The organism is Janthinobacterium sp. BJB304 (genome assembly GCF_002735765.1).
In the GTDB taxonomy this organism is placed as follows: Bacteria; Pseudomonadota; Gammaproteobacteria; order Burkholderiales; family Burkholderiaceae_D; genus Janthinobacterium.
This window is the reverse complement of sequence record NZ_PDZN01000031.1, coordinates 16,561-35,749: the sequence shown is the minus strand read 5'-3', so window position 1 is coordinate 35,749 and position 19,189 is coordinate 16,561. Positions and strand designations below refer to the sequence as shown.

Below are 19,189 nucleotides of genomic sequence, written 5' to 3'. Positions count from 1 at the left end.
ACACATGGACGCCCGGGGCGTACTTTACCTTTGACAAGCAACGTACATCGCCGGGCATAGATGGAATACCTTTACAAGGTCTGATTACGTCACGTTATACAACGATAGTTTTTGCCTTTGCGAACCGAAGCTGGGATCGGCCATAGCGGCTTGAACTGCGTTCAACGACAACCCAGTCAGACTGCCATGCTTTCCGTACTCATAGGCAATATCACCGCCAATAGCCTCATTATCACTTCCGCCAAGATGAAATTGCAACAGTGACGAGGATAACGCCCATCTTGACAAGGATGGATTTTCAGCCCTGGCGGCGTCAAACGCTGCCGTAAGAGCACTGAAGTCGAACTGTGCGATCCTTGTAGTGGGCAACGCACTTTGTGGAGCCACACCTGAAAACCAGCGTTGCTCTGCCGTTCCTTGTGGAAGAATCGAAGCAATATATTCATAAATATGGCTGTAATTTCCATTTATCGGGCCGTTATTGCGCAGACGCCTGATTTCAGAAATTTGAGAAGCGGTAAATAAATACATAATTATCCTCAGAATTATTTAATTAAAGAATTTGAAAAATCTTCCACTTCTCGATGTAAACTCTTCCAATCCGGCAGCATGTCTACATTGAATTTGTAAACAATCGAAATTTTCTGGTTCAGCCGGAAATTCACCCAGCAATATCCCACCACACTTTTTGTAATTGAGTTATCTTCACATCCGATATAAAAATAATCATGGTTTATTTTAATTTCAAATGGCCGCATTGGAATATAATAATGATACCGAACCCCTCCTGCAATATCTTTTGGAACATACTCAACCAATCCAATTTCTCGCAGGTAAATTGACTTTTCTGAATTTTTTATTATCTCTTTTATTCTCTCATCATCCGAAAGATTGTTCTTTGAAAGTGCCGCCGAATACCGAACCATCACATTGCGGAAGAATGGATTGACTGAATTGTTTAAGGCGACAATTTTTTTTACATCTCGATCGAAACTCAAATAGACTTCCGCAGAATAGGTTGATATTTTCGAATTTTCCAATTTCAAGTCTTTTTTTTCAACATTCAATGAGACATTAGGCGGGAAACGTAAAATTGGACGATTATCATTTCGCCCATTAATTATAGTTACTTCATTAACAACCGCATCATCAATGACAACTCTTCGGCGTTGATGAATATCCTTGGCTTCTCCTTCCATAGAGGCTTCCCTAGAAGAAAGTGAAACGGCAATACCAAATGCCACAATCAAAAATAAAATATACTTAATCATTTCCAAATCCTGTTGCCTCATATAACATGAGAAGATGATGCAACGACATCATTTTTATCGATGCCGATCAATTGACGATAGCCCGCAGTGCCCCTTTTCGTTGGATAGTCGCGCCGTACCGTAAGAACCCCAGCACGCCGGATCTTCTCGAATCGACTTGGCTCACGCAATACAGCAACCACCTTCCTGGCTAAAGCTGATGCGTCGAAAAAATCTGTCAGCAAACCGTTCTCGCCATTTCGTACGACATCTCGCACCGGCGCCGTATCGGAAGCAATGAGCAGACAACCGCAGGCCATGGCTTCAAGCATGGACCACGACAGCACGAAGGGGTAAGTGAGGTAGACATGCACAGCAGATACCTGCAGCAGGCTACGATATGCTGGATAGGGGATCCGGCCTAGAAAATGGACCCGACCAACGTCGAACGTCACTTCGAGAAGCATTTTTTCGCGCCAATTAGGGACATCTTTTGGCTTGCTGCCGTAACTAACATCGTCACCACCGACAATGACGATGTGGCAGTCGGGCCTCTGTCGCAAAATATCTGGTACTGCACGCATAAAAGTATGAAAACCACGATACGGCTCCAGGTTGCGCGCCACATAAGTCAGCACCTCATCACCTGGCTGAAGTATCTTGCCATTTGGTAAAACAAAATTTGCGGATGGATCTGGCTGCAGATAATCAGTGTCAACACCTTCGTGTAACAATACGATTTTTTCCTGATATGGCAATGGATGCAGACTCTTTTGCCACGGCGTTGGGGCCACCGCGACATCACAATTTTCAAGGTTCAATAGCATGAGCGCGTTCTTGGAACGAATCCGTGCAATGTCATCTAGGCTGGCTGGGAATTCCGGGTCGAAGCCCGCATCGGCCCCAGCAGCATGATAGTAATATTCACTGAAGTGAATAAGCCTCGCTTGGGGAAAGACATCCTCAACAAACAGCGTTTCTCCCCAACCAGGATGAGCCACGATCACATCGGGGCTAAACCCTTTGTTTTTTAATGCCAATAGCAGGCGCAAGACAGCCTGGCCGTGCAGGATACCGGCCTCAAACGGTTTGACGTAATGGTGAGTTCCAGGCGCCGGCCTACGATGCAATTTATAGGTATACGTTCGTACGCCCGACATACCCGGGCATCCTTGCTTTCCAACGGCCAGCACCTGGCAATCAGGGTCCCGCGCTAAGTCCAGTACCAAATTGCGGAATTGCCCAGGAAAATTTTGATGAATAACTAGCACCTTCCATGATGGTTTCCCCGCGGATGCTGGAATCGGCATAGATATCGCCGAGTCACTATTCCTGTCGATCAATCGATTCATCGTTCACGCCCCGCTTCAGAAAGTGCCTTTTGAACCGGAGAGAGGAGATACTCCAGTACACTACGCCGACCTTGGTTGACTTCCGCCACAATCTGCATGCCCGGCGCAATATGCAGTAGACGCCCCTGCGGATCACGTAAGCTTTGCTGATCCAACCGGATGCGGGCTTTATACGTCGAAACATTGGCCGGCAAGGTCGAATCATCTCCCCTGCCGCCATTGGCATCGGTCGCGTTCAACATATTGCTGCGGGCCGTCTCTGTGGCGTCAGCGCTGACATGAATCACCTGACCAGTCAACATCCCATATTTCTGAAATGGATACGCTGCCAGCTTGACTTGTGCGCGCTGACCAATCTGGACGAAGCCTGCATCCTCATTTTTTATGTTCACGTCAGCAAACAGTTGCTCGCCATGGGGTACCAAGGTGAGTACCACCGTCCCAGGTTGAACCACTGCGCCAACGGTCGTGGTGGCCAAATCTTTGATGACGCCGTCCTGCGGAGCACGTAATTCTGTCAGTCCTTCTTTGTATCGCGCCTTGTCCAAGTTGGGCTGCAGCTGCACAATACGCGCCCGGATTTCGGCCAGCTCTCGCTCTAACTCGCTCTTATAGGCGCTCCGTAGCTGCCCGATCTTTCGCTGCTGGGCCTGTGCAGATGCGCTCAATGATGAAACAGTAGCGCGTTGCGCCTCGAGATCCTTGAATTTTTCTGTCGCCTCGCGCTGCTTTTCGGCACTCAGCATGGCCGGCATATACCCAGCTTTTGCCAGTCCCGCATAATTTTCCGCCACGTTTATATAATTGGGCAGGGTTTGTTCGAGTTTGCTGAGTACTGCCATCGCACTACGCTCCTCGTGCTCGACCTTTTCCAGTAAGGATTTCTCCTGCGCTAGGCTGTCGATAAAACTGCCACGATGCGCCAAATACTGCCGCTCAACTTGCGCATATTGCGCCGGGTCGTCACCAACTGCCAGCCCCATCGGTCGGTCACTCAATTCCGCCTCAATCCGGCGTACCTGGAGTGTCTGCACCGCTAGGTCGGTATGGAAACCGCTGGTATCAGCGCGAGCTATTGTAGTGTCAAGTCGGGCCAGTACCTGTCCGGCCTTCACCTGCTCTCCTTCGGCCACCAACAAAGATTTGACCACCCCAGCCTCAGCGGGCTGGACAATCTTTACCAGTGTTTGCGGTACCAATTTACCTTCGGCTCCGGCAATGATGTCGAGCTGGCCAAACGCCGCCCAGACTATAAGTACCAGTACCAACACCGCCACGACCCATAGGACAATTCGACTAGTGTGAGACGGCGCTTCGGCCTGTATTAATTGCAACGGGTCGTGCCAACGACTTGGCGGGCGGAGGGCGACTACTTTTGCGCTCTGCGCCCCCCCCACATCAGGGGGATCAACGATTTGAACTTGCGGATTCATGATGGGAGGTTTCCTGAAACGATGGCATTGTTCTGATGCGCAGTGCGCCCAGCGGTAGGACTTGGTGCTAGTCCAACCGGATGTGCACCATCAGGGCTCAGGCGGAAAACGGCATCAACCTGCAGTCCTTTAGGTAAGCCATGCGTAATAAAGAGCATAGTGACCTTGCCACGCAAAGAATTAATCGTTTTGGCAAACTGTTCAGCAGTTGCTGCGTCCAGCGCGCTGGTCGCCTCGTCGAATACGAGAATACTGGGACGCTTGAGCAAAGCGCGGGCAATCGCGATGCGTTGTTTCTGCCCACCAGACAAGCCGGCACCACGTTCACCGATTTCGGTCTGGTAGCCCTGCGGCAACACCTCGATTGCAGTATGGATTTCGGCCATTCGACATGCCGCCACAATTTGCTCAAAGCTGGCGTTCGGGCTTGCCATCTGCAAATTGTCATAAATGGTGCCAGAAAATAGGATGGTTTCTTGCGGCACCACACCGAAATGGCCTCGCAACTCATTCGCTGACAAATAACGAATATCAATACCATCAATCAAAATGCGTCCGGCGCTGGGCTGGTAAAAGCCCTGCAGTAGCTTTGCCAGCGTGCTCTTGCCACAGCCTGACGGCCCCATAATGCCGATGGTCTGGCCGCGTGTAATTGTGAGCGACAAGTTTTGATATACCAGTGGCAAATGCTCCGCATATTTGAAAGCGATGGCATCGATAGTAATTTCGCCTTTGCGTTGACTGTCACGCGATGGCGTCACCGAATATGGTTCAATCGGGGCGTTCATCAAATCGCCCAAGCGCGCAATTGACAGGCGGGCCTGCTGAAATTGCTGCCAAAGACCAACTAGGCGCAGCATCGGCTGCGACAGGCGTCCTGAAAACATCTGAAAAGCAACCAGCATACCAATGGTGAATTCATTGCTATGCATTACAGTGTATGCACCGATTGCCAGGATCAATAGGCTCATCATTTGTTCGAGCAAATTGGCGATCGTGTTATAGGTGTTCGCCAATTGTTTAGTACTGAAGCTCGCCGCCAAATAACTAGCCAACTATTCACTGTAGCGACTGTTCAGTTGTGGTTCCAGTTGCAACGATTTGACTGTTTCCAAACCAACCACGTATTCAGTTAAAAATGCCTGATTACGTGCACCAAGCTGAAATTGTTGCTGCAGGCGAGTTTGAAACAGTGGCGCGACGACCGCGCTCAACGTGACGATCACGCTAAGTATCACCAACACGATCAACGTCAGTTTGACACTGTAGTAAAACATGACTGCAACGAAAATCAACAAGAACGGGAAATCCAGTATCAAAGTGACTGCGGCGCTCGAAATGAATTCGCGCACAGTTTCCACGCCATGTAGGCGTGCAGCGATGACACCTGTGGGTCGATGCTGGAAATACATAGGGGGCAGCTTGAACAGCCGCTCAAATACCGAAGAGCCGAGCACAGCATCAACCCGATTGCCTGTGTGTAGCACCAAGTACTGACGCAGCCAAGACAATACTGCTGAAAATAGCATGAACACCGCCATACCAATAGCGATGACGATGAGTGTACTTTCGGTGCGATGGACCACCACTTTATCGATGATCGCTTGGGTGAACAGTGGAGTAGCTAGTGCGATTAACTGTATCACTAGCGACGCAAGCAGGATTTCCTGCCAGAGTTTCTTATACTTCAATAACTCAGGCACGAACCAACTGAAACCGAACGTGCGAGCGCTTCTGCTTTCTCTCTCATGGTCGGAATCATCTGCTGACGTGGGGCTTGGCCGGATGCGTACACATGTTCCAGTGTATAGCTGTCGGAATTCCTCTAGTCCGATAGTGCGCGGTGTGGTATCGCCTGGTTCAATCAATAGTACGTTGCTAGCGTCGGCCTGCAGCAATACGGCTACTATCAAATCCTCAGTATCAGTACTTTCCAGCCAAGCTATTAATGGAAATGACTCCTTTTGAAGCTTTTCCAGTTTAATTCGACGTAAGGTCGTATCAAATTCGAACCGTGCGCAGATTTGAAGAAAAGCGCCAATATTGTATGGAGGCGTACATTGCTGTTGGACCAATTCCAACGAGAATGGCTTCCGATGCATTACACATACTGTTTGTAACGCCCAAAAGAATGATTTTTTCGCTACTGTTTTATTTTCCATGAAGTCTGGTTGTCAGAGCGATGAGGCAAAAATTAGAATGCAAAACGCTCCGGTCAAGACTTCCCAACGAAGCAAGGCATCTACTACTATAAATTGACAGTTCAACATTGCTACTGTGCAATGTAATCTGCGTATTATGACGATAGTGTCGATGCCAAATAGTCACCAATTGTCACCAATATTGCATTTTAAAAATATATTTACACGCGACGATAGTAGAAATAATGACAACACCCGCAGCCAGCTAAAGGCCCGACCTTCTTCCTTTGATATCATTTCTAAGCCACGCTACGGATTGCTTCTATGGGCAGGTCCCAAAAAAACACGATCACCACAATTGGACGTTGGATGTTCCCTAGGGCCTCCTGCACCACTTCTGCTTTTGTCTTTGTCAAGACCACTTTAGGTAAAAACTTCCTCAACTCACCCAGTGCGTCAGGGGTGTCTTTTGATCTGTGTCCATGGCATTTCCAGCAATTTTGCCGATGTCCTCCGTGATGGGTTCTGCGAAGACTCATACCATTTGTTCGACCAAGTCTCATTCAGGCTAGGCCATGCTTGGTAATTGCTACGCCCACAATTTGGAGCTCTGAAATGCATGAAAAAAAGCGCCTCTTGAAAGAGGCGCTTACGGCTTTCGAACAACATTTATGCTTTCCGTACACTTGACGCCACAAGTAGGACCGTCCTACTTTGCCGCTCACTCACGATCCATTGACGTCGACCATCTCGCCAGCAAGCCCCGTCAGCCGTTTGAGCGCAGGCACAACGCCATCCACCGTGGGCACGACATAAGCGCATTTCTGCTGCACTCCTGGCAATCTGGTGTCCCTCCAGCCACGCCTGTTGCAATGACTCGTTGAACAGGAAAGTCATCGGCATTACTTCACGTCCCGCGAAGTAATCTTCGTAACCCAAGTGCAGTGCGGCCTGAAATGCTTCCAGGTACACCAACTCATCACTGTCCGGACGCCATCTCTCGGACGCCTCCATGTATTGCAGGACGACAGCAAGACCATGAACCTCATTCGCATCGTCCATCATCGCCTCCTTGAGGTTCTACCGCTTCGGCAGGATCCTGCTGACGCTTCCTTTGCAGCTCCCGCAACTGCTCCACACTGTCGCTGATCGCTGCCTGCGCAAAACCCATCAGCCAGGCGTCCCGCAAGCCGACCTCCTGGTTAAACAAGCGCGGCACCTGCTCATTGCCCCGCTTGTAGTCGTCATATCCCATCTCCTCGGCGCGATACAACATCACGCTCATCAAGTCGTGTCGCCGCCGTTCGTCGTAACGGATGTCAAGCGCACGGCGGTACTCGTGATAAATCAAACCAATGGTTATGTTGATGACTTCGTTCATGACAATACTCCTCAGTGCAAATGCCCAATCTCACCGCCAGTGGAACCTCCATGTACATAGCAAAGATCCTTTGCTGAACACAGATGCCCTGTCGTCAGGTCGCAAAAGCAGATGCACGTCCTGTTTGTTCGAATAAACTGCGTGCCGTCCCGGGTCACAACGCGCGTACCGGGAGGCAGCGCCTCTAACTGCTCAATGAGCGGATCGACTTGACCAGCTGCGCTGGCGCAGGGTGTCCCACTCCTCTTCCAAGGTGAAAATTGATGTTTCATGATGACCTCCATGCTTGAGGGGATTGAAACGCCCTGGGCAATCGATGCCGGCACATGGCACGAGCCTGGACGAGGCCAGCCTTGCACATGCTGGCAACTTGAAATCTGCTCGATGGATGACTATCCTGAGCAACACATATACGGAAAACGATCTGTGCTGGATGACGGATCTGATGAAGGCTGCAATCGGAGAAAATATGTTGCAACTTGGCGTACATATCCGCCTGACGTCGAGAGACGTCGAGCGTCTGCGCTACATCACCGGCTTCGAACCTGTCGGTATCAGAAGGCTCGCCGATCTCGACGCCTACGTCGAGCAATGCAAACAGCATTTACAGGGACGGGCTGACGAGACGCGGCTACTGCATAAGCTTATCGACGAGACAGTGGCATCGTGCCGCATGTCGGCCTGCTCAATACTTCACCGATAGCTGGCTTGCTGGGAATCCGCCCAGGCATCAGGCGGCTCCCAGAGCTCACATCATCAGCAACAACACTTATCCTTGAAGGGCGACCTCATCGCCGCCCTTCCAAATGCGATCGTGAATTAACGCTCCCTTCCCCCAGCGCGCTTTGCCGAACGTTGAGATGCGCCGATATTGGCCTGTTGCCCAGCGTCAGCCGCTGCGTTGTCACGCAAGGGGTGAGCAATTTCTGACGGAGATACCCCCTGGCCCGAATCCACCGGATTGGCATCCCCAGTGGTCAACCTGCGTAGCTGAGCGCCAGCCTTTTCCTCGCGTTCCGGCAGACAGGCCAGGAAGATCGTTCCTGTCGACCTGCACAGCCTTGTAGCAAAGCCAAGAGGAGCACCGATCGCCATATGCATGACCCAACGGATCCCGGCTCCCATCTTTCTAAGGCGCACCTGACGCGCTTTTTCCCTTCGCAGTACATGTCTGCAGCGCAGATACAGGCCACTATGCTGTAATCGCAATTCACTGCTCTTTTCCAGATGCGCCACCAACTCCGCGGCAATCATCGGATCCGCCGCGCACCGATAAAGGCTCGCCCAAACCCGTTCCTCTTCAACCTCGACCAAGGAGCGCCGCCGCTTTCCGGTCCTCATCTCTCCATCGTTTTGCATGATGTCCTCCACGAAAAACAAAAGGGAACGCCGGCATCCCGTCGGATGCTGGTGCTCCCTCATCACCCCACGCCTCGCTCCTTCAACAAGCAAGCGAAACAATCTATTTAGCGCTCCCCCTCATCTGGCAACGAATAACCGCATGCGGGGCAATCAATGCTCCAGTGCTGATTGATCGTGCCAGACCCGGCGCTTTCCCAGCTGTGATACCTGGCACGTTCATGGGAACATGCCGGGCACTCCGCCTCAAAGTGCTCATCGTCGAGATCCATCCCACCTGGTTCGACGCCCCTTCCAAATACCCTGGTTCCCATGTTGGTCTCCTCAGCAAGCGCCTTGTCTGGAATGTGAACCACTCCGGGCAAAGCGCCGCATCAGCTGGGTTCGCCGCAGCCAGAGCTCCGTCGCGAGATGAACAACACAGGTAAACAACGATCCTATGCCTGACCTCAGGTACGGGAACCCACTGCCAGGATGACACTGATATGGCATCTGCACGCGTGCCGAAGCGTGCGATATCCGAGGGTCGCCTGAGCTTGACCGGAGCAGTGCACACGCGACATGCACCTCCCCGCTCACCTCACGTAACCCGGTGCCGCCGAGCAAAACGCAAAGCGGGTATGGCTGATCCTGTAGAAATTGTCGTTGGGACATGATTGCTCTCCGAAAAAAGAAGGCACCATGGCCCCGCACGGGGACCGCGATGCCCCGCACACGAGAAGATATGCCTGGCTATCGTTAAAAACCGATAGGCAAGCGAAAGAAGGCCCACCATTCCTAAGAACAGGGGCCTAACCTGAGAAGTATCCAGTGAACTGTACTTCCTTGACGCAAACGATCCTCTGCTTGCGCAAATCAGCCTGGCAAGTGACCAGGCAAAGATCGGTTGCCGAAGCAACGTGTCGAAATCCTACTCGACGACTGAATGACGGGTGACGACCGCAACGCTCACCACGTGAGTGGCAAGATCCTGCCAGGAATCCGCGATGGATGGGGCAGGAGCAATGTGAGAGCGATTCTCACAGAAAGCATTCCCATTTTGTACAAAACAGGGAAATCTTCAAGCAAGCGGAAGGGACAAGTTCACCGAATTCCAGCTGTCTAGTACACACCTACTCAGTTATTAGTTAAAGCAAGTGAAGCGGGCCTGGCACTAAAGCGGCGTTGTTGATTGGCGCGCCAGTCGGGGTCAATGCTGGCGACCAGTTGGTCCACATCGCTAATCAGGTCTGGTTGTGGACAATCCAAAAAATTGGCCGCGATGTTTGCACTATCAGCCAAACCATACCCGTATTTTTGCACGAGCAATGCTGCCAGTTCGGCAGTCTCGGCGCCTCGAGCCACATCATTTTTTCGTCCTTCAACATAGCTATACAGTTTTTCACGAATACATTGAAGGAAATCATCTAAATTAAACATAACATTTCTCCTATCGTTAAATATTAAGAATCCTATGCATTAGACAACATGGAAAGTGAAAGTTTTAGTGGATTGCACAGCCTAACTCAAGCGAATTCAATGAGATTGCGGATAGGTATCATCATATGTTCTTCCAAGTAATCTGAAGCGTTCACGCACCAATTGATTGAAACAGCACATAAATTCTCCGCCATCGTCACAAGTCGCAATCACATGCTTTTCCAGGCGTCCGGGCCGCGAAACGCGCCGCGTGTCAGCAATCACGCACGATGTGTGACTGAAATTGCATATAACAAACGGCCGCCCCTCGACCGGTGCCTCATAAAAGGCTTGCGCCGCGAGACGAGCATCAGCAACCTCAATACCCTTGCTCCCGCTTTTCTCGATCACCGTGTAGGTGGATCCGGCCGTCCGGCATGCTCGTAACAACTGGCGGCTCTCCGCATTCAGTTCCATGCCACCTCCCCCGCGCGCCTCCCCAATACCAGTTGCACGAGACTCGCGCCGCTGACCAGCACCACGTTGCTTCTGGCCAGATGAGGATACACGGCAGCACCGCTGCGCCCGGTATGCAGAAATAGTCCGGCCCCAACCCCATGATGGCAAATGGCCTCGCCAAAGGCCGCCACGTGTTGATGATTCACATGGCCGCCATAGCGCTTCGACTGCACCGCATACCAGCCATGCCCAGGCAACCACACCTTACCGTCAATCCCGCCATCCCCGGAATACCTCTGGTTGCGCAGGATAAATAGCCCGGCGTCTTCCAGGGCCGAGAGCACCACTTCTTCGAACACCAGCGGATCCACACTGCGCAAATAAGCCAGGCACCGTGCTGCGTATCCCTCCCCCGTGAACTGCCGCACCGCCCGCAGCACCGCGCGCGATTGACTAATACGCCGGCGATGGTCTGGCAGCCGGCGCATGCGCATCGCATTGAACAACTGCGACGCACATCGAAACAGCATGCCACTCACACCGTGTGAACGGGCCAGAACGGCTTCATAGCGCTCGCGCGGCGCACGGGAGCCGCCAGGTTTTCCATCCTCGATTCGCTCTTCTCTACCATCACCGGCCACGGTGCGCTTGACCCACCGCGCACGCGGATTCCCTGACGACCAACGCTGCCAATGTCCCCGTTTCATGATGCCGCTCCCATAAAATCCACTTCCTCACTACGCCGGCCCACCGGCGATCCCAGATACGCGTTGCTGATCTGCTTCCGACAATGCCCCAGCTGTTCGGCCACCTGCCGATAAGCGTCCGCCATGACCTCACGATCGATGAACAGCTCGCCACCCCGCACAGGCGGCTGCACCTGCGTGATATCAAAGTACAGATCACCGGCAAACTGGTGCCGCAAGCCATGCGGCGTAACGCCCAGGTCATTCTTGGTCAGCCCCACTGAACGCACCACATTCGAAAACAGGTCCAGCGACTGTTTCAAGGACAGTCCAGGATGGCCGATATGCCCCCAGTCCTGCCGAGCGAGACAGCGTGCGCGCGCCAGCGCTTGCCTCTGCTGGGCTGTGCGCACCGCGGCATAGCGCAGCCGGCCGCCCTTCGTCCCGCGCTTGATGCGCAAAAAACTAATATAGTGATCGGATCGAGGATGCTGGGCCGGCAAGGCATACGCCGGTACTTCGGCTGCGCGCGGGCAAAACATCACGGCTTCCTTGCGGCGCAGGCCAAAAGCGATCATCATCGCCAGCTGCCCTCCCACGTGGCTGTCCACCGCATCGACGGCGGCAATGACCTCATCGACGGCAAGACCATGGCTCTCCCACCCCTTGTCGATCAGCGCCCTATAGGAGCGGCGTACCAGCGCCGGATCGCTCACATAGCTCTCGGCACTGCGCACCAGACCCGGCTTGCCGATCCAGCTGGCGAAGACCCGGATAAAGCTCATTTGCTGCTGAATGTAGGCCGCGCTGCAGGGATACGCCCGGCGCGGTATGCTCATCGGCATGTCGAGCAACACATCGGCCGGTAACGGCTGCGCCGTCCAGTACGCCATCAACGCGCGCACGTGCCGTTCCGCCAGGTTCTCCGGTATGGGTTTAAACCCCAATGTGCGCAGCAAAGCGAAAATGCGGTACAAACCCTGGCTGCGCGCCTGTCTGGTGCTATGCGAAATCCCCTTCCCTGCGCTGGCATGCTTTTCATTAAACGCGTCCAGCACCGCATCGAGCTGCCCCCTCCATTGTGTGTTGTGGGTCATGACTTCTCCCTCCCGAAACTCAGGATTGTCGATTTGGCATGCTGCACTGTCTGGCGCGCATGCCCCCGGTGTGGCCTTCAACTGGCATCGGCGCCCGGCCTGCTGCGCCAACGAGGGAGATGTACTCTAGACGTTCCAACGCGCTGTCCCTATCTCAGCGTCGATGGCGGATTTTCTGTTTGCCCGAAGGCGCGGTGTCTTAAAAATGCTCATGCGAATAACCAGCGAATTTCTCCTTCTGTGTTAGTCCCCGCGTCTTGCGCGAGCAGTGCGGCGCTTGCGCCACAAAGACATTTAGGTGCCCCGGCCACTCTCAATTGAACCAGGACCTTGCCCCTCTTCCCTCACGGTCATCCCATCAGCCCTACCACCAGGCCGCTTCGTGATTGCGCACTAACCAGGTTGATCGAAGCTTCTCCGGCAACGTCACAACAAGGCACCGCGATAGGCTCTTCGTACAGCAGGAAGATTGAATAGGTGATAAATCACTCTCCTGCGGTTCGCGGCCGCAGGCGATACATCGACACTACCAGGATCGTAAATTAGCGACGGAGCGCCGCAAGGCCCTCTCCGATTTGACAAGCGTCTCTTGACGAGAAATCACGCGCGAGCATTTACCCCCGGCAGGGGCAGCCCGACCTACTTCTTCACTCACATACCACTCAACTCGACCGCAGGGCGCGGCCGATCAACTTCGCTTCGATAGACAGGTAACGACTGCAACGGCATACCACGCTTGCCAGCGCCACATTCGGAACGCGATGCTCCTGGAAGTGGGTCCAGACAGTCGTCACAGAATATGATCAGTTTTTTCGAATGTCAAGCCGATTTTCGGCGCTGAAAAATTGTGATTGAGGTCGAATTTATTTGGTAAGTGCCTCTGGCGAGGATTTCTCCCTATGAAGAACGCCGCGTCGCCATTCCTCTGATTGTAAATGGTATTGAACATCGGAACGGACTGAACCAGGTGCACAGTTGAACAACCAACGTACGTCTGCGGTGCGGCACGATTCCAGCGCAGATGCGATGCGCTCTCACGCCAGCATATGCCAATATAGCTGCGCCGCAGCGCGACTCCAGTCGCTCCCCAGCGCGTATGAATTCGCACTCACGACAAATTCTGCAAAAAGAGCCGGGCATTTCCCATGGAGTACGTACCACCCCGCTATTACTGTTGATCGCTTGCAGCAAACAGGAGGACGAAGTGGAACCCATCGTGCGGGCCGTGGACGTTGGCCGGGGAAACACCAAATTCATTGCAGCGGTCAGCGCTGGCGACGTGCGCTGCGCGATGTTCCCGTCACAGGCTCACCCATGTGAAACGGCCTATGAGCAAGAAACCTGGGGCACTAAACGCCGTACCATCTGCGTCCCGGTTGACGATTTGAACTACGAGGTCGGGCCAGACGCGCATCTGGCTTCCGATATCTTCAATGCCAATGTGCTGCAGCACGACAGCTACAGTACAACGCCCGAATATCTGGCTTTGCTACTGGGTGCACTGCATTACATGCGTCTTGACCGGATCGATCTCCTGGTACTTGGCCTACCCGTGGCCACGTATAAGCTCAAGAGGCAGGTGGCGGCGCTGGAACGCCGCGTGACCGGTGAACACGTCCTGGCCGAAGGCAAAAAGATCACGGTTGCGCGCGTCAAGGCAATTGCACAGCCGTCCGGGGCCTTGATGTATTGCGGACTGACCCATGGACGCCTTGCCCAGATGCGCAAGGAGAGAAATCTGATCATCGATCCGGGGCGGCGGACGTTTGACTGGCTGGTGACGCAAGGCATGCAACAAATTGACAAGCGCAGCCATTCGGTACCGCGCGGCATGTTTGACGTGCTCCACTCGATCACCGAAGGCATCAGCCGAACCACAGGCTCTCACTACCGGGAATATGACGCGATCGATGTGGCGCTGCGAACAGGAAAAAAGCCGGTCATCTTTCAAAAAGAATACGACATTGCCCAGCACCTGCCGCTCGCGCAGAAGATCCCGGAGCAGGCTGTCGCCGAGATGCTGCACTACGTGGGCGACGCTGCCGACATCAACAATATTATTCTGGTTGGCGGTGGCGCCTTCTTCTATCGCAAAGCACTGAAAACCGCCTTCCCGCATCACGAGCTGCAGGAACTCAAGGATCCGATCTTTGCCAACGTCAAGGGTTTTCAGTTTGCCGGCACGGAGCTGGCCAAGCAGGCCGACGCGTCATCGGCTCGGACAGGTGGCACGGCGCCGCTAAACATGGAGACTTAAACGATGGATACGCCTGGCACGATACGTTTGAGTGTAGAGCTGGAACGCGCGGACAACCCGCCCCTGTATGACGATCTCATCAAGTTTCCGAAGGGGCCGCGCCGCGTGAACCGTCTGCGCACCCTGGCCTATGCCGGACTGGTGATACAGCAATGCGGACAAACCACGTCGACCTCGGAGGCGCTGCGGCTCGGCAAGCCTATGACTGAACCGAACACGCCAAGTCAGGATACCGTCGTCGCCCTGGCATCGATGGAGCTTTTTGGCCCATCAAGAAGCGAATAGGAGTGGAAATGAAAAACGAAGAGCTACCTCGACTCAGTGCTAGCCAACTGGCTGAAATGGGATACTGCGAACGCAAGATCGTCCTGGCCGACAGATTTGGCCCGCGCTGCTCGTCCGAGCGCGAGCAGGCACGAGCCTATGGAGAGCTTCAACACGCGAAGTTCTTCATCGCAACGTTGAATTTGGACGCCGCTTCACTAACGCTCCCAAGCCTGCCGGAACGGGCGTTCATCAGGCCCAAGCAATTGGCTACACGCACTACCAGACTCCACAGGCGGCTGTACCAAATCATGCCGGCATGGCTATCGGCCGCGCGCAAGATGCGCTTTCACATGGGGAGATCCGTTCGGACGGTGTTTTTGCGTCTACGCGAACAACTGTGCTGGCCGCGACATCGGCAAGAGCAAAAGAAGCACCAGCCGCGCCTTCGCCTTGTCGCACGCACTCACGAAAAAAAATGAGCACTTCCACAGTTCTATCGACCCTCTTGCATGTGGGTTGGGTGCTTCTGTTGCTCTGTATTGTACGTGGAGTGAGACGGCATGCGAGGTGTCGAACGCGCCCCAGGTGGCTCCCGGACGAATTGCGTTACGCCAGCCTGGCTTACGCCGAGCAAACTTTCTCACTCGATCACCCCATCAAACTCATCGCGCGTGTTGATCGGGTCTATCGCCACAAAGGAAGACTCACGTTGATGGAGTACAAAATCCGTCGTGTTGAGCGCGTGTTCATGTCGGACGTGATCGAACTCTCTGTCCAAAAGATGATTCTGGAATTGGTAAGCGGAGCCAAGGTGAATAATTATGGCTTTGTCGTTGTTCAGCACCCTGAGATACCTGAGCGTAGAGCCATGAAGGTTTTCTTACTCAACCACAAACAAATTACCGCGCTTTATCACCGCAGAATGGCTTTATTGAATCAAACGATTTCAGCCGACCACGCGGAATCATCATCACAGTGTCGCCGATGTGAATTCATGAGAGAGTGCAAAACGTATCCTGAAAGTACGCCGTAAACCATATGGTGCTCAACGAGTGGCCTCTGTGAGTATCTAATCCAGTTGACACGCGCATCTGTATTTGCACTTTGGGTGAATCGCCACGAGTCTGCTAAACACCCGCGAGCCGTTCAAAATGCCTTCAATCAAACTCTACTGGCGAAAGCCTGTTATTAAATCGGTGACGGCGTTTCGGATTGTAGAACATCTCGATGTAGTCGAGGATATCCTGCCTGGCGTCATTCCTGGTTGCAGAGGTCTTGCGCTTGATGCGCTCACGCTTCAGCAGTTGGAAGTAGCTTTCAGCGACAGCATTGTCGTGACAGTTTCCACGTCGGCTCATGCTTGCTTCCAGCCGATGCGCAGTCAAGAAATCGCGCCAGTCCTTGCTGGTGCACTGCGAGCCCTGATCCGAATGAACCATCACAGGATCGTTATGGCTCAGGAGCGTCTACAATGGTCGTGGCGATTCAGAGCATCTAGTGCAGTTGCCGCACCCACTACGTTGTCTTACCGTAAGTCACTGTGCCGCTTGGCTACTGAACGCAGCGCTGGCTCGATTCCCCAAAGTTGATTGCAGGCCTGGTTCGTTAGACTCAGTCCACTTAGAACTTACTGAACATCACGAAACCTGGTTTCCAGTACGCCCAATAGATAACTGAGGGCTGCTCTTTGCGCGCTCTGCTTGGCCACGACAACGGGGCCTCCCTCTATAGGCGGGCCAAGAACGCAGCATGACGCCACTCCTCCAACATCCTGCTGGCCACAGGCATCCACTCCGAAGCTGAAATTTTTGGCTAAAAAAACCCGCCAACTGAGGGCGGGTTGAATTCAATTTTGGAGGAGTTGGAAAAGACGGCTAAAATATGCTGTACCGCAGCATAGTTTGCCAATCATCATTTGTAATGAGATGCATCGCAGGTGAGAATACTGTCATCACTTGCTTTCAATGCATCGCCATGGGCCCTGACGAGGATAACGTGAGCCGCTCAATCATCGCCTGAACGGCCTTCATCTGTGGTGCGCTCTTGTATGCATAATTTGGCCCCGTGTAACCATACCAATCCCAGCAGCCTTGGGGATTAAGCGGTTGTGAATCGTTCACTTGCGGATAAAGCATGATTATGTTGTTGCTATCGGCCCAGTCGTTATAACTGCTTTTCCCGTAGAAGTCGTCGCCGACAACCTTCTCCGACTGTAGGCAACCATGAAAAGCAACATGCACTTTACAGCTGACACCTTGGGTACAACTTGCTGGTACGTACGCATAGGCATCGTCAGCCATACTGGTCGATGTATCGGCGAACTCACGCTGATTGAATGTTAGCAGCTGGCCTGTCCGTATCTTGGCGGGAGGATTGAGCGGCCCATAAATATGGGAAAGTATTGCACCGGGTTGGTCATATGCCGCCTTACCTACTGTGCACTTACTGACGAAGGGGGCCTTGTTTGCACTACAGGTATTTCCAAAACTTGGTGTCAACAACGCATGCCCAGACGGCACTTTATTAACATAGACCAGATTTATGTTTGGCACACCAACACCTTTAAAAAAATCGACCGTGGCATTAACAGCTGACTGATACACCACCGTATCCTTGGTGCCACTAAAAACGTAAACGCGGCTTTTTTGCAAGCTAATTAGTGGATCGATGTCTCCGTTTAACGCGAAAAGTTGGGCCGCCGCCACCATTAAGTTGGGATTGGGTGGAAAAAACGGAACTGTTCCCATGCAGATGCCGGCATAGGTTAGTAGGAAGTTCGAAGCGCAATAATATGGGCCGCCTGCCACTATTCCTGCCCCGGAGACCGAGGCTGAGTATGCGACTTGGTATTGCACTGCCATAAACGCGCCTGACGACAGACCAGACACGGATGTACCTTCAGGACTTGCACCCACACCCGGAAGTGGGGCACTCGCCTGAAGCGATGGGGAAATACCAAGTGCCAGCAACATTGTGATCGTAGAGGAAAGTAATTTCATAGCAACTCCTACATGGCAAATCATAGGAATGAAGGCGCTAACGTGCCCTCATCGCGGAATTGACGCACTGCAGCACACAGTACAATCGGATACTCCCACGATTAGTATCATTGCAGTTTAATTATTATTTTTAGTGGTAAAAATACAAATTCCAAAATGCATCGAAAATTGTAAAAATATTTATATTTTCCATTCTTAGTACAAAAAACGACCGATACAATCGCCAGACTCCAGATAACTACTTGGTTTCCATGACAATGGACAATAAATTTAATTAATATAGTTTATGTAATTTCCGCTTATCGCTACTGTCAACCTATTCATTGCTTCTGGCGCAAGTTTCACATATTTGTGTGAAAGACTCTGGTCAGAGATGGTTAGCTTTTCCCTCCGTGTAGACTGCCTTGTGCATGCTGGGCCTGCCCACGACAACGGGAGCTCCCTCTGTAGGCAAGCAGAGAACGCAACATGACACCACTCCTCCAAATGTCCAATTGGCCGCAGGCTTCCGCCCAAAGCTAAAAGTTTGGGCTAAAAAAAACCCGCCAACTTGGGCGGGTTGAGTCCAATTCTTTGAGGAGTTGGAGGAGACGAATCAATTATGCTGCGCCGCGCCATCCTTCGCCAATCATCATTTGTAATGAGATGTATCACTGCTGAGAATGACATCCGAGTCCGACATGGCCATGTTTGAGTCCTTCGGCGGGAGTGGTACTATCTCCGAGTATTGGCCCAGCAATTGCGTAGAAAAATGGCAGTTGAATTTGTCCGCAGATGACGTGGACAGCACTGTGGATAAATCATGCATTTGGACGGGAGAGCGAGCGTCGCGGGGGGCGTAGCGATTGCTTGATTTTCTAGCAATATCCAGTCAACGATTCTTGGTTCCTATCTGGTGCCTTGCCACCTGACCTCAAGCTCCCCACCTACGTATTCAACCGCTCTCGGACACTTCGCTCACAGCCAAGCAAACCGTTGGCCGAAGTGCAAGGTCGTCTCAAAGTCAGTACGAACGAGACCGATGTAACCGAACTCCAAATAAAGAAATTTTACTTGTTAGTTTGACATTTCTCGCTACACTTAAAATTGATCTTTCATCCCGTTCAACGT

General features: G+C 52.6%; 18 protein-coding genes and 1 pseudogene. 5 read left to right on the top strand and 14 right to left on the bottom strand.

Translation table 11 applies throughout. The features are described from left to right. Positions 1-84: 84 nt before the first annotated feature. The 7 genes from CSQ95_RS29415 to CSQ95_RS26715 all read right to left on the bottom strand — a co-directional run bounded on the left by CSQ95_RS29415 (position 85) and on the right by CSQ95_RS26715 (position 7,557). Entirely contained in the window at positions 85-531 is a 447-nt protein-coding gene (locus CSQ95_RS29415; protein WP_143450092.1) for a hypothetical protein, read from the bottom strand. A gap of 14 nt (positions 532-545) precedes the next feature. Beyond that, entirely contained in the window at positions 546-1,271 is a 726-nt protein-coding gene (locus tag CSQ95_RS29410; RefSeq protein WP_143450091.1) for a hypothetical protein, read from the bottom strand. Positions 1,272-1,288: 17 nt separating this feature from the next. Continuing rightward, positions 1,289-2,602 (bottom strand): glycosyltransferase family 4 protein, encoded by a 1,314-nt coding sequence (locus tag CSQ95_RS26735; protein ID WP_099411680.1) that lies wholly within the window; start codon positions 2,600-2,602, stop codon positions 1,289-1,291. Next, positions 2,599-4,035 carry an HlyD family type I secretion periplasmic adaptor subunit gene (locus CSQ95_RS26730; protein WP_099411679.1) on the bottom strand — a complete coding sequence of 479 codons (1,437 nt, stop codon included), beginning with the start codon at positions 4,033-4,035 and terminating at the stop codon, positions 2,599-2,601. The genes CSQ95_RS26735 and CSQ95_RS26730 overlap by 4 nt, the downstream gene beginning before the upstream one ends. Continuing rightward, positions 4,032-5,078 carry a peptidase domain-containing ABC transporter gene (locus tag CSQ95_RS30325; protein WP_306532838.1) on the bottom strand — a complete coding sequence of 349 codons (1,047 nt, stop codon included), beginning with the start codon at positions 5,076-5,078 and terminating at the stop codon, positions 4,032-4,034. The genes CSQ95_RS26730 and CSQ95_RS30325 overlap by 4 nt, the downstream gene beginning before the upstream one ends. Before the next feature lie 12 nt (positions 5,079-5,090). After that, positions 5,091-6,197: an ABC transporter transmembrane domain-containing protein gene (locus CSQ95_RS30320; RefSeq protein WP_306532836.1), complete on the bottom strand. Its 1,107-nt coding sequence runs from the start codon at positions 6,195-6,197 to the stop codon at positions 5,091-5,093. A gap of 1,024 nt (positions 6,198-7,221) precedes the next feature. Further along, entirely contained in the window at positions 7,222-7,557 is a 336-nt protein-coding gene (locus CSQ95_RS26715) for a hypothetical protein (RefSeq protein ID WP_099411677.1), read from the bottom strand. Positions 7,558-7,873: 316 nt separating this feature from the next. Here CSQ95_RS26715 and CSQ95_RS30205 point away from each other — a divergent pair, with 316 nt between their 5' ends. Beyond that, a complete protein-coding gene (locus tag CSQ95_RS30205) occupies positions 7,874-8,260 on the top strand; it encodes a hypothetical protein (protein ID WP_257218235.1) in 387 nt (128 codons plus the stop codon). Between the two features lie 116 nt (positions 8,261-8,376). On the opposite strand, the gene CSQ95_RS26705 is transcribed toward CSQ95_RS30205, so the two are convergent. The 5 genes from CSQ95_RS26705 to CSQ95_RS26690 form a co-directional block, all read right to left on the bottom strand. Beyond that, a complete protein-coding gene (locus tag CSQ95_RS26705) occupies positions 8,377-8,916 on the bottom strand; it encodes a hypothetical protein (protein ID WP_143450090.1) in 540 nt (179 codons plus the stop codon). A gap of 1,116 nt (positions 8,917-10,032) precedes the next feature. After that, complete coding sequence (locus tag CSQ95_RS26700; protein WP_099411675.1) at positions 10,033-10,335, bottom strand: hypothetical protein; 303 nt, start codon at positions 10,333-10,335, stop codon at positions 10,033-10,035. 96 nt (positions 10,336-10,431) lie between these two features. Further along, the gene (locus CSQ95_RS29405; RefSeq protein ID WP_143450089.1) at positions 10,432-10,791 is read right to left on the bottom strand and encodes a hypothetical protein; all 360 of its coding nucleotides are present in this window, start codon (positions 10,789-10,791) and stop codon (positions 10,432-10,434) included. Continuing rightward, positions 10,782-11,480: a restriction endonuclease gene (locus CSQ95_RS26695; RefSeq protein ID WP_218963657.1), complete on the bottom strand. Its 699-nt coding sequence runs from the start codon at positions 11,478-11,480 to the stop codon at positions 10,782-10,784. The genes CSQ95_RS29405 and CSQ95_RS26695 overlap by 10 nt, the downstream gene beginning before the upstream one ends. Beyond that, the gene (locus CSQ95_RS26690; RefSeq protein WP_099411673.1) at positions 11,477-12,556 is read right to left on the bottom strand and encodes an integrase domain-containing protein; all 1,080 of its coding nucleotides are present in this window, start codon (positions 12,554-12,556) and stop codon (positions 11,477-11,479) included. Before CSQ95_RS26690 ends, CSQ95_RS26695 begins: the two co-directional genes overlap by 4 nt. A 1,204-nt stretch (positions 12,557-13,760) precedes the next feature. On the opposite strand from CSQ95_RS26690, the gene CSQ95_RS26685 reads away from it, so the two are divergent. Genes CSQ95_RS26685 through CSQ95_RS29400 form a run of 4 tightly spaced genes read left to right on the top strand, consistent with a single transcriptional unit; the run spans position 13,761 to position 16,113 of the window. Then, positions 13,761-14,813, top strand: coding sequence for a PRTRC system protein D (locus CSQ95_RS26685; protein WP_099411697.1), 1,053 nt, complete (start codon positions 13,761-13,763; stop codon positions 14,811-14,813). 3 nt (positions 14,814-14,816) lie between these two features. Beyond that, complete coding sequence (locus CSQ95_RS26680; RefSeq protein ID WP_099411672.1) at positions 14,817-15,098, top strand: hypothetical protein; 282 nt, start codon at positions 14,817-14,819, stop codon at positions 15,096-15,098. 8 nt (positions 15,099-15,106) lie between these two features. Beyond that, positions 15,107-15,559 carry a hypothetical protein gene (locus CSQ95_RS29785; RefSeq protein ID WP_099411671.1) on the top strand — a complete coding sequence of 151 codons (453 nt, stop codon included), beginning with the start codon at positions 15,107-15,109 and terminating at the stop codon, positions 15,557-15,559. After that, positions 15,556-16,113 (top strand): PD-(D/E)XK nuclease family protein, encoded by a 558-nt coding sequence (locus CSQ95_RS29400; protein WP_180279177.1) that lies wholly within the window; start codon positions 15,556-15,558, stop codon positions 16,111-16,113. The genes CSQ95_RS29785 and CSQ95_RS29400 overlap by 4 nt, the downstream gene beginning before the upstream one ends. 124 nt (positions 16,114-16,237) lie before the next feature. Here CSQ95_RS29400 and CSQ95_RS26665 read toward each other — a convergent pair. Together CSQ95_RS26665 and CSQ95_RS26660 are read right to left on the bottom strand one after the other, a co-directional pair. Continuing rightward, positions 16,238-16,522 (bottom strand): annotated as a pseudogene (locus CSQ95_RS26665) (IS3 family transposase); the annotation flags it as partial. A 519-nt stretch (positions 16,523-17,041) separates the two neighbouring features. Continuing rightward, entirely contained in the window at positions 17,042-18,079 is a 1,038-nt protein-coding gene (locus tag CSQ95_RS26660) for a depolymerase (RefSeq protein ID WP_099411669.1), read from the bottom strand. Positions 18,080-19,189: the final 1,110 nt, after the last annotated feature.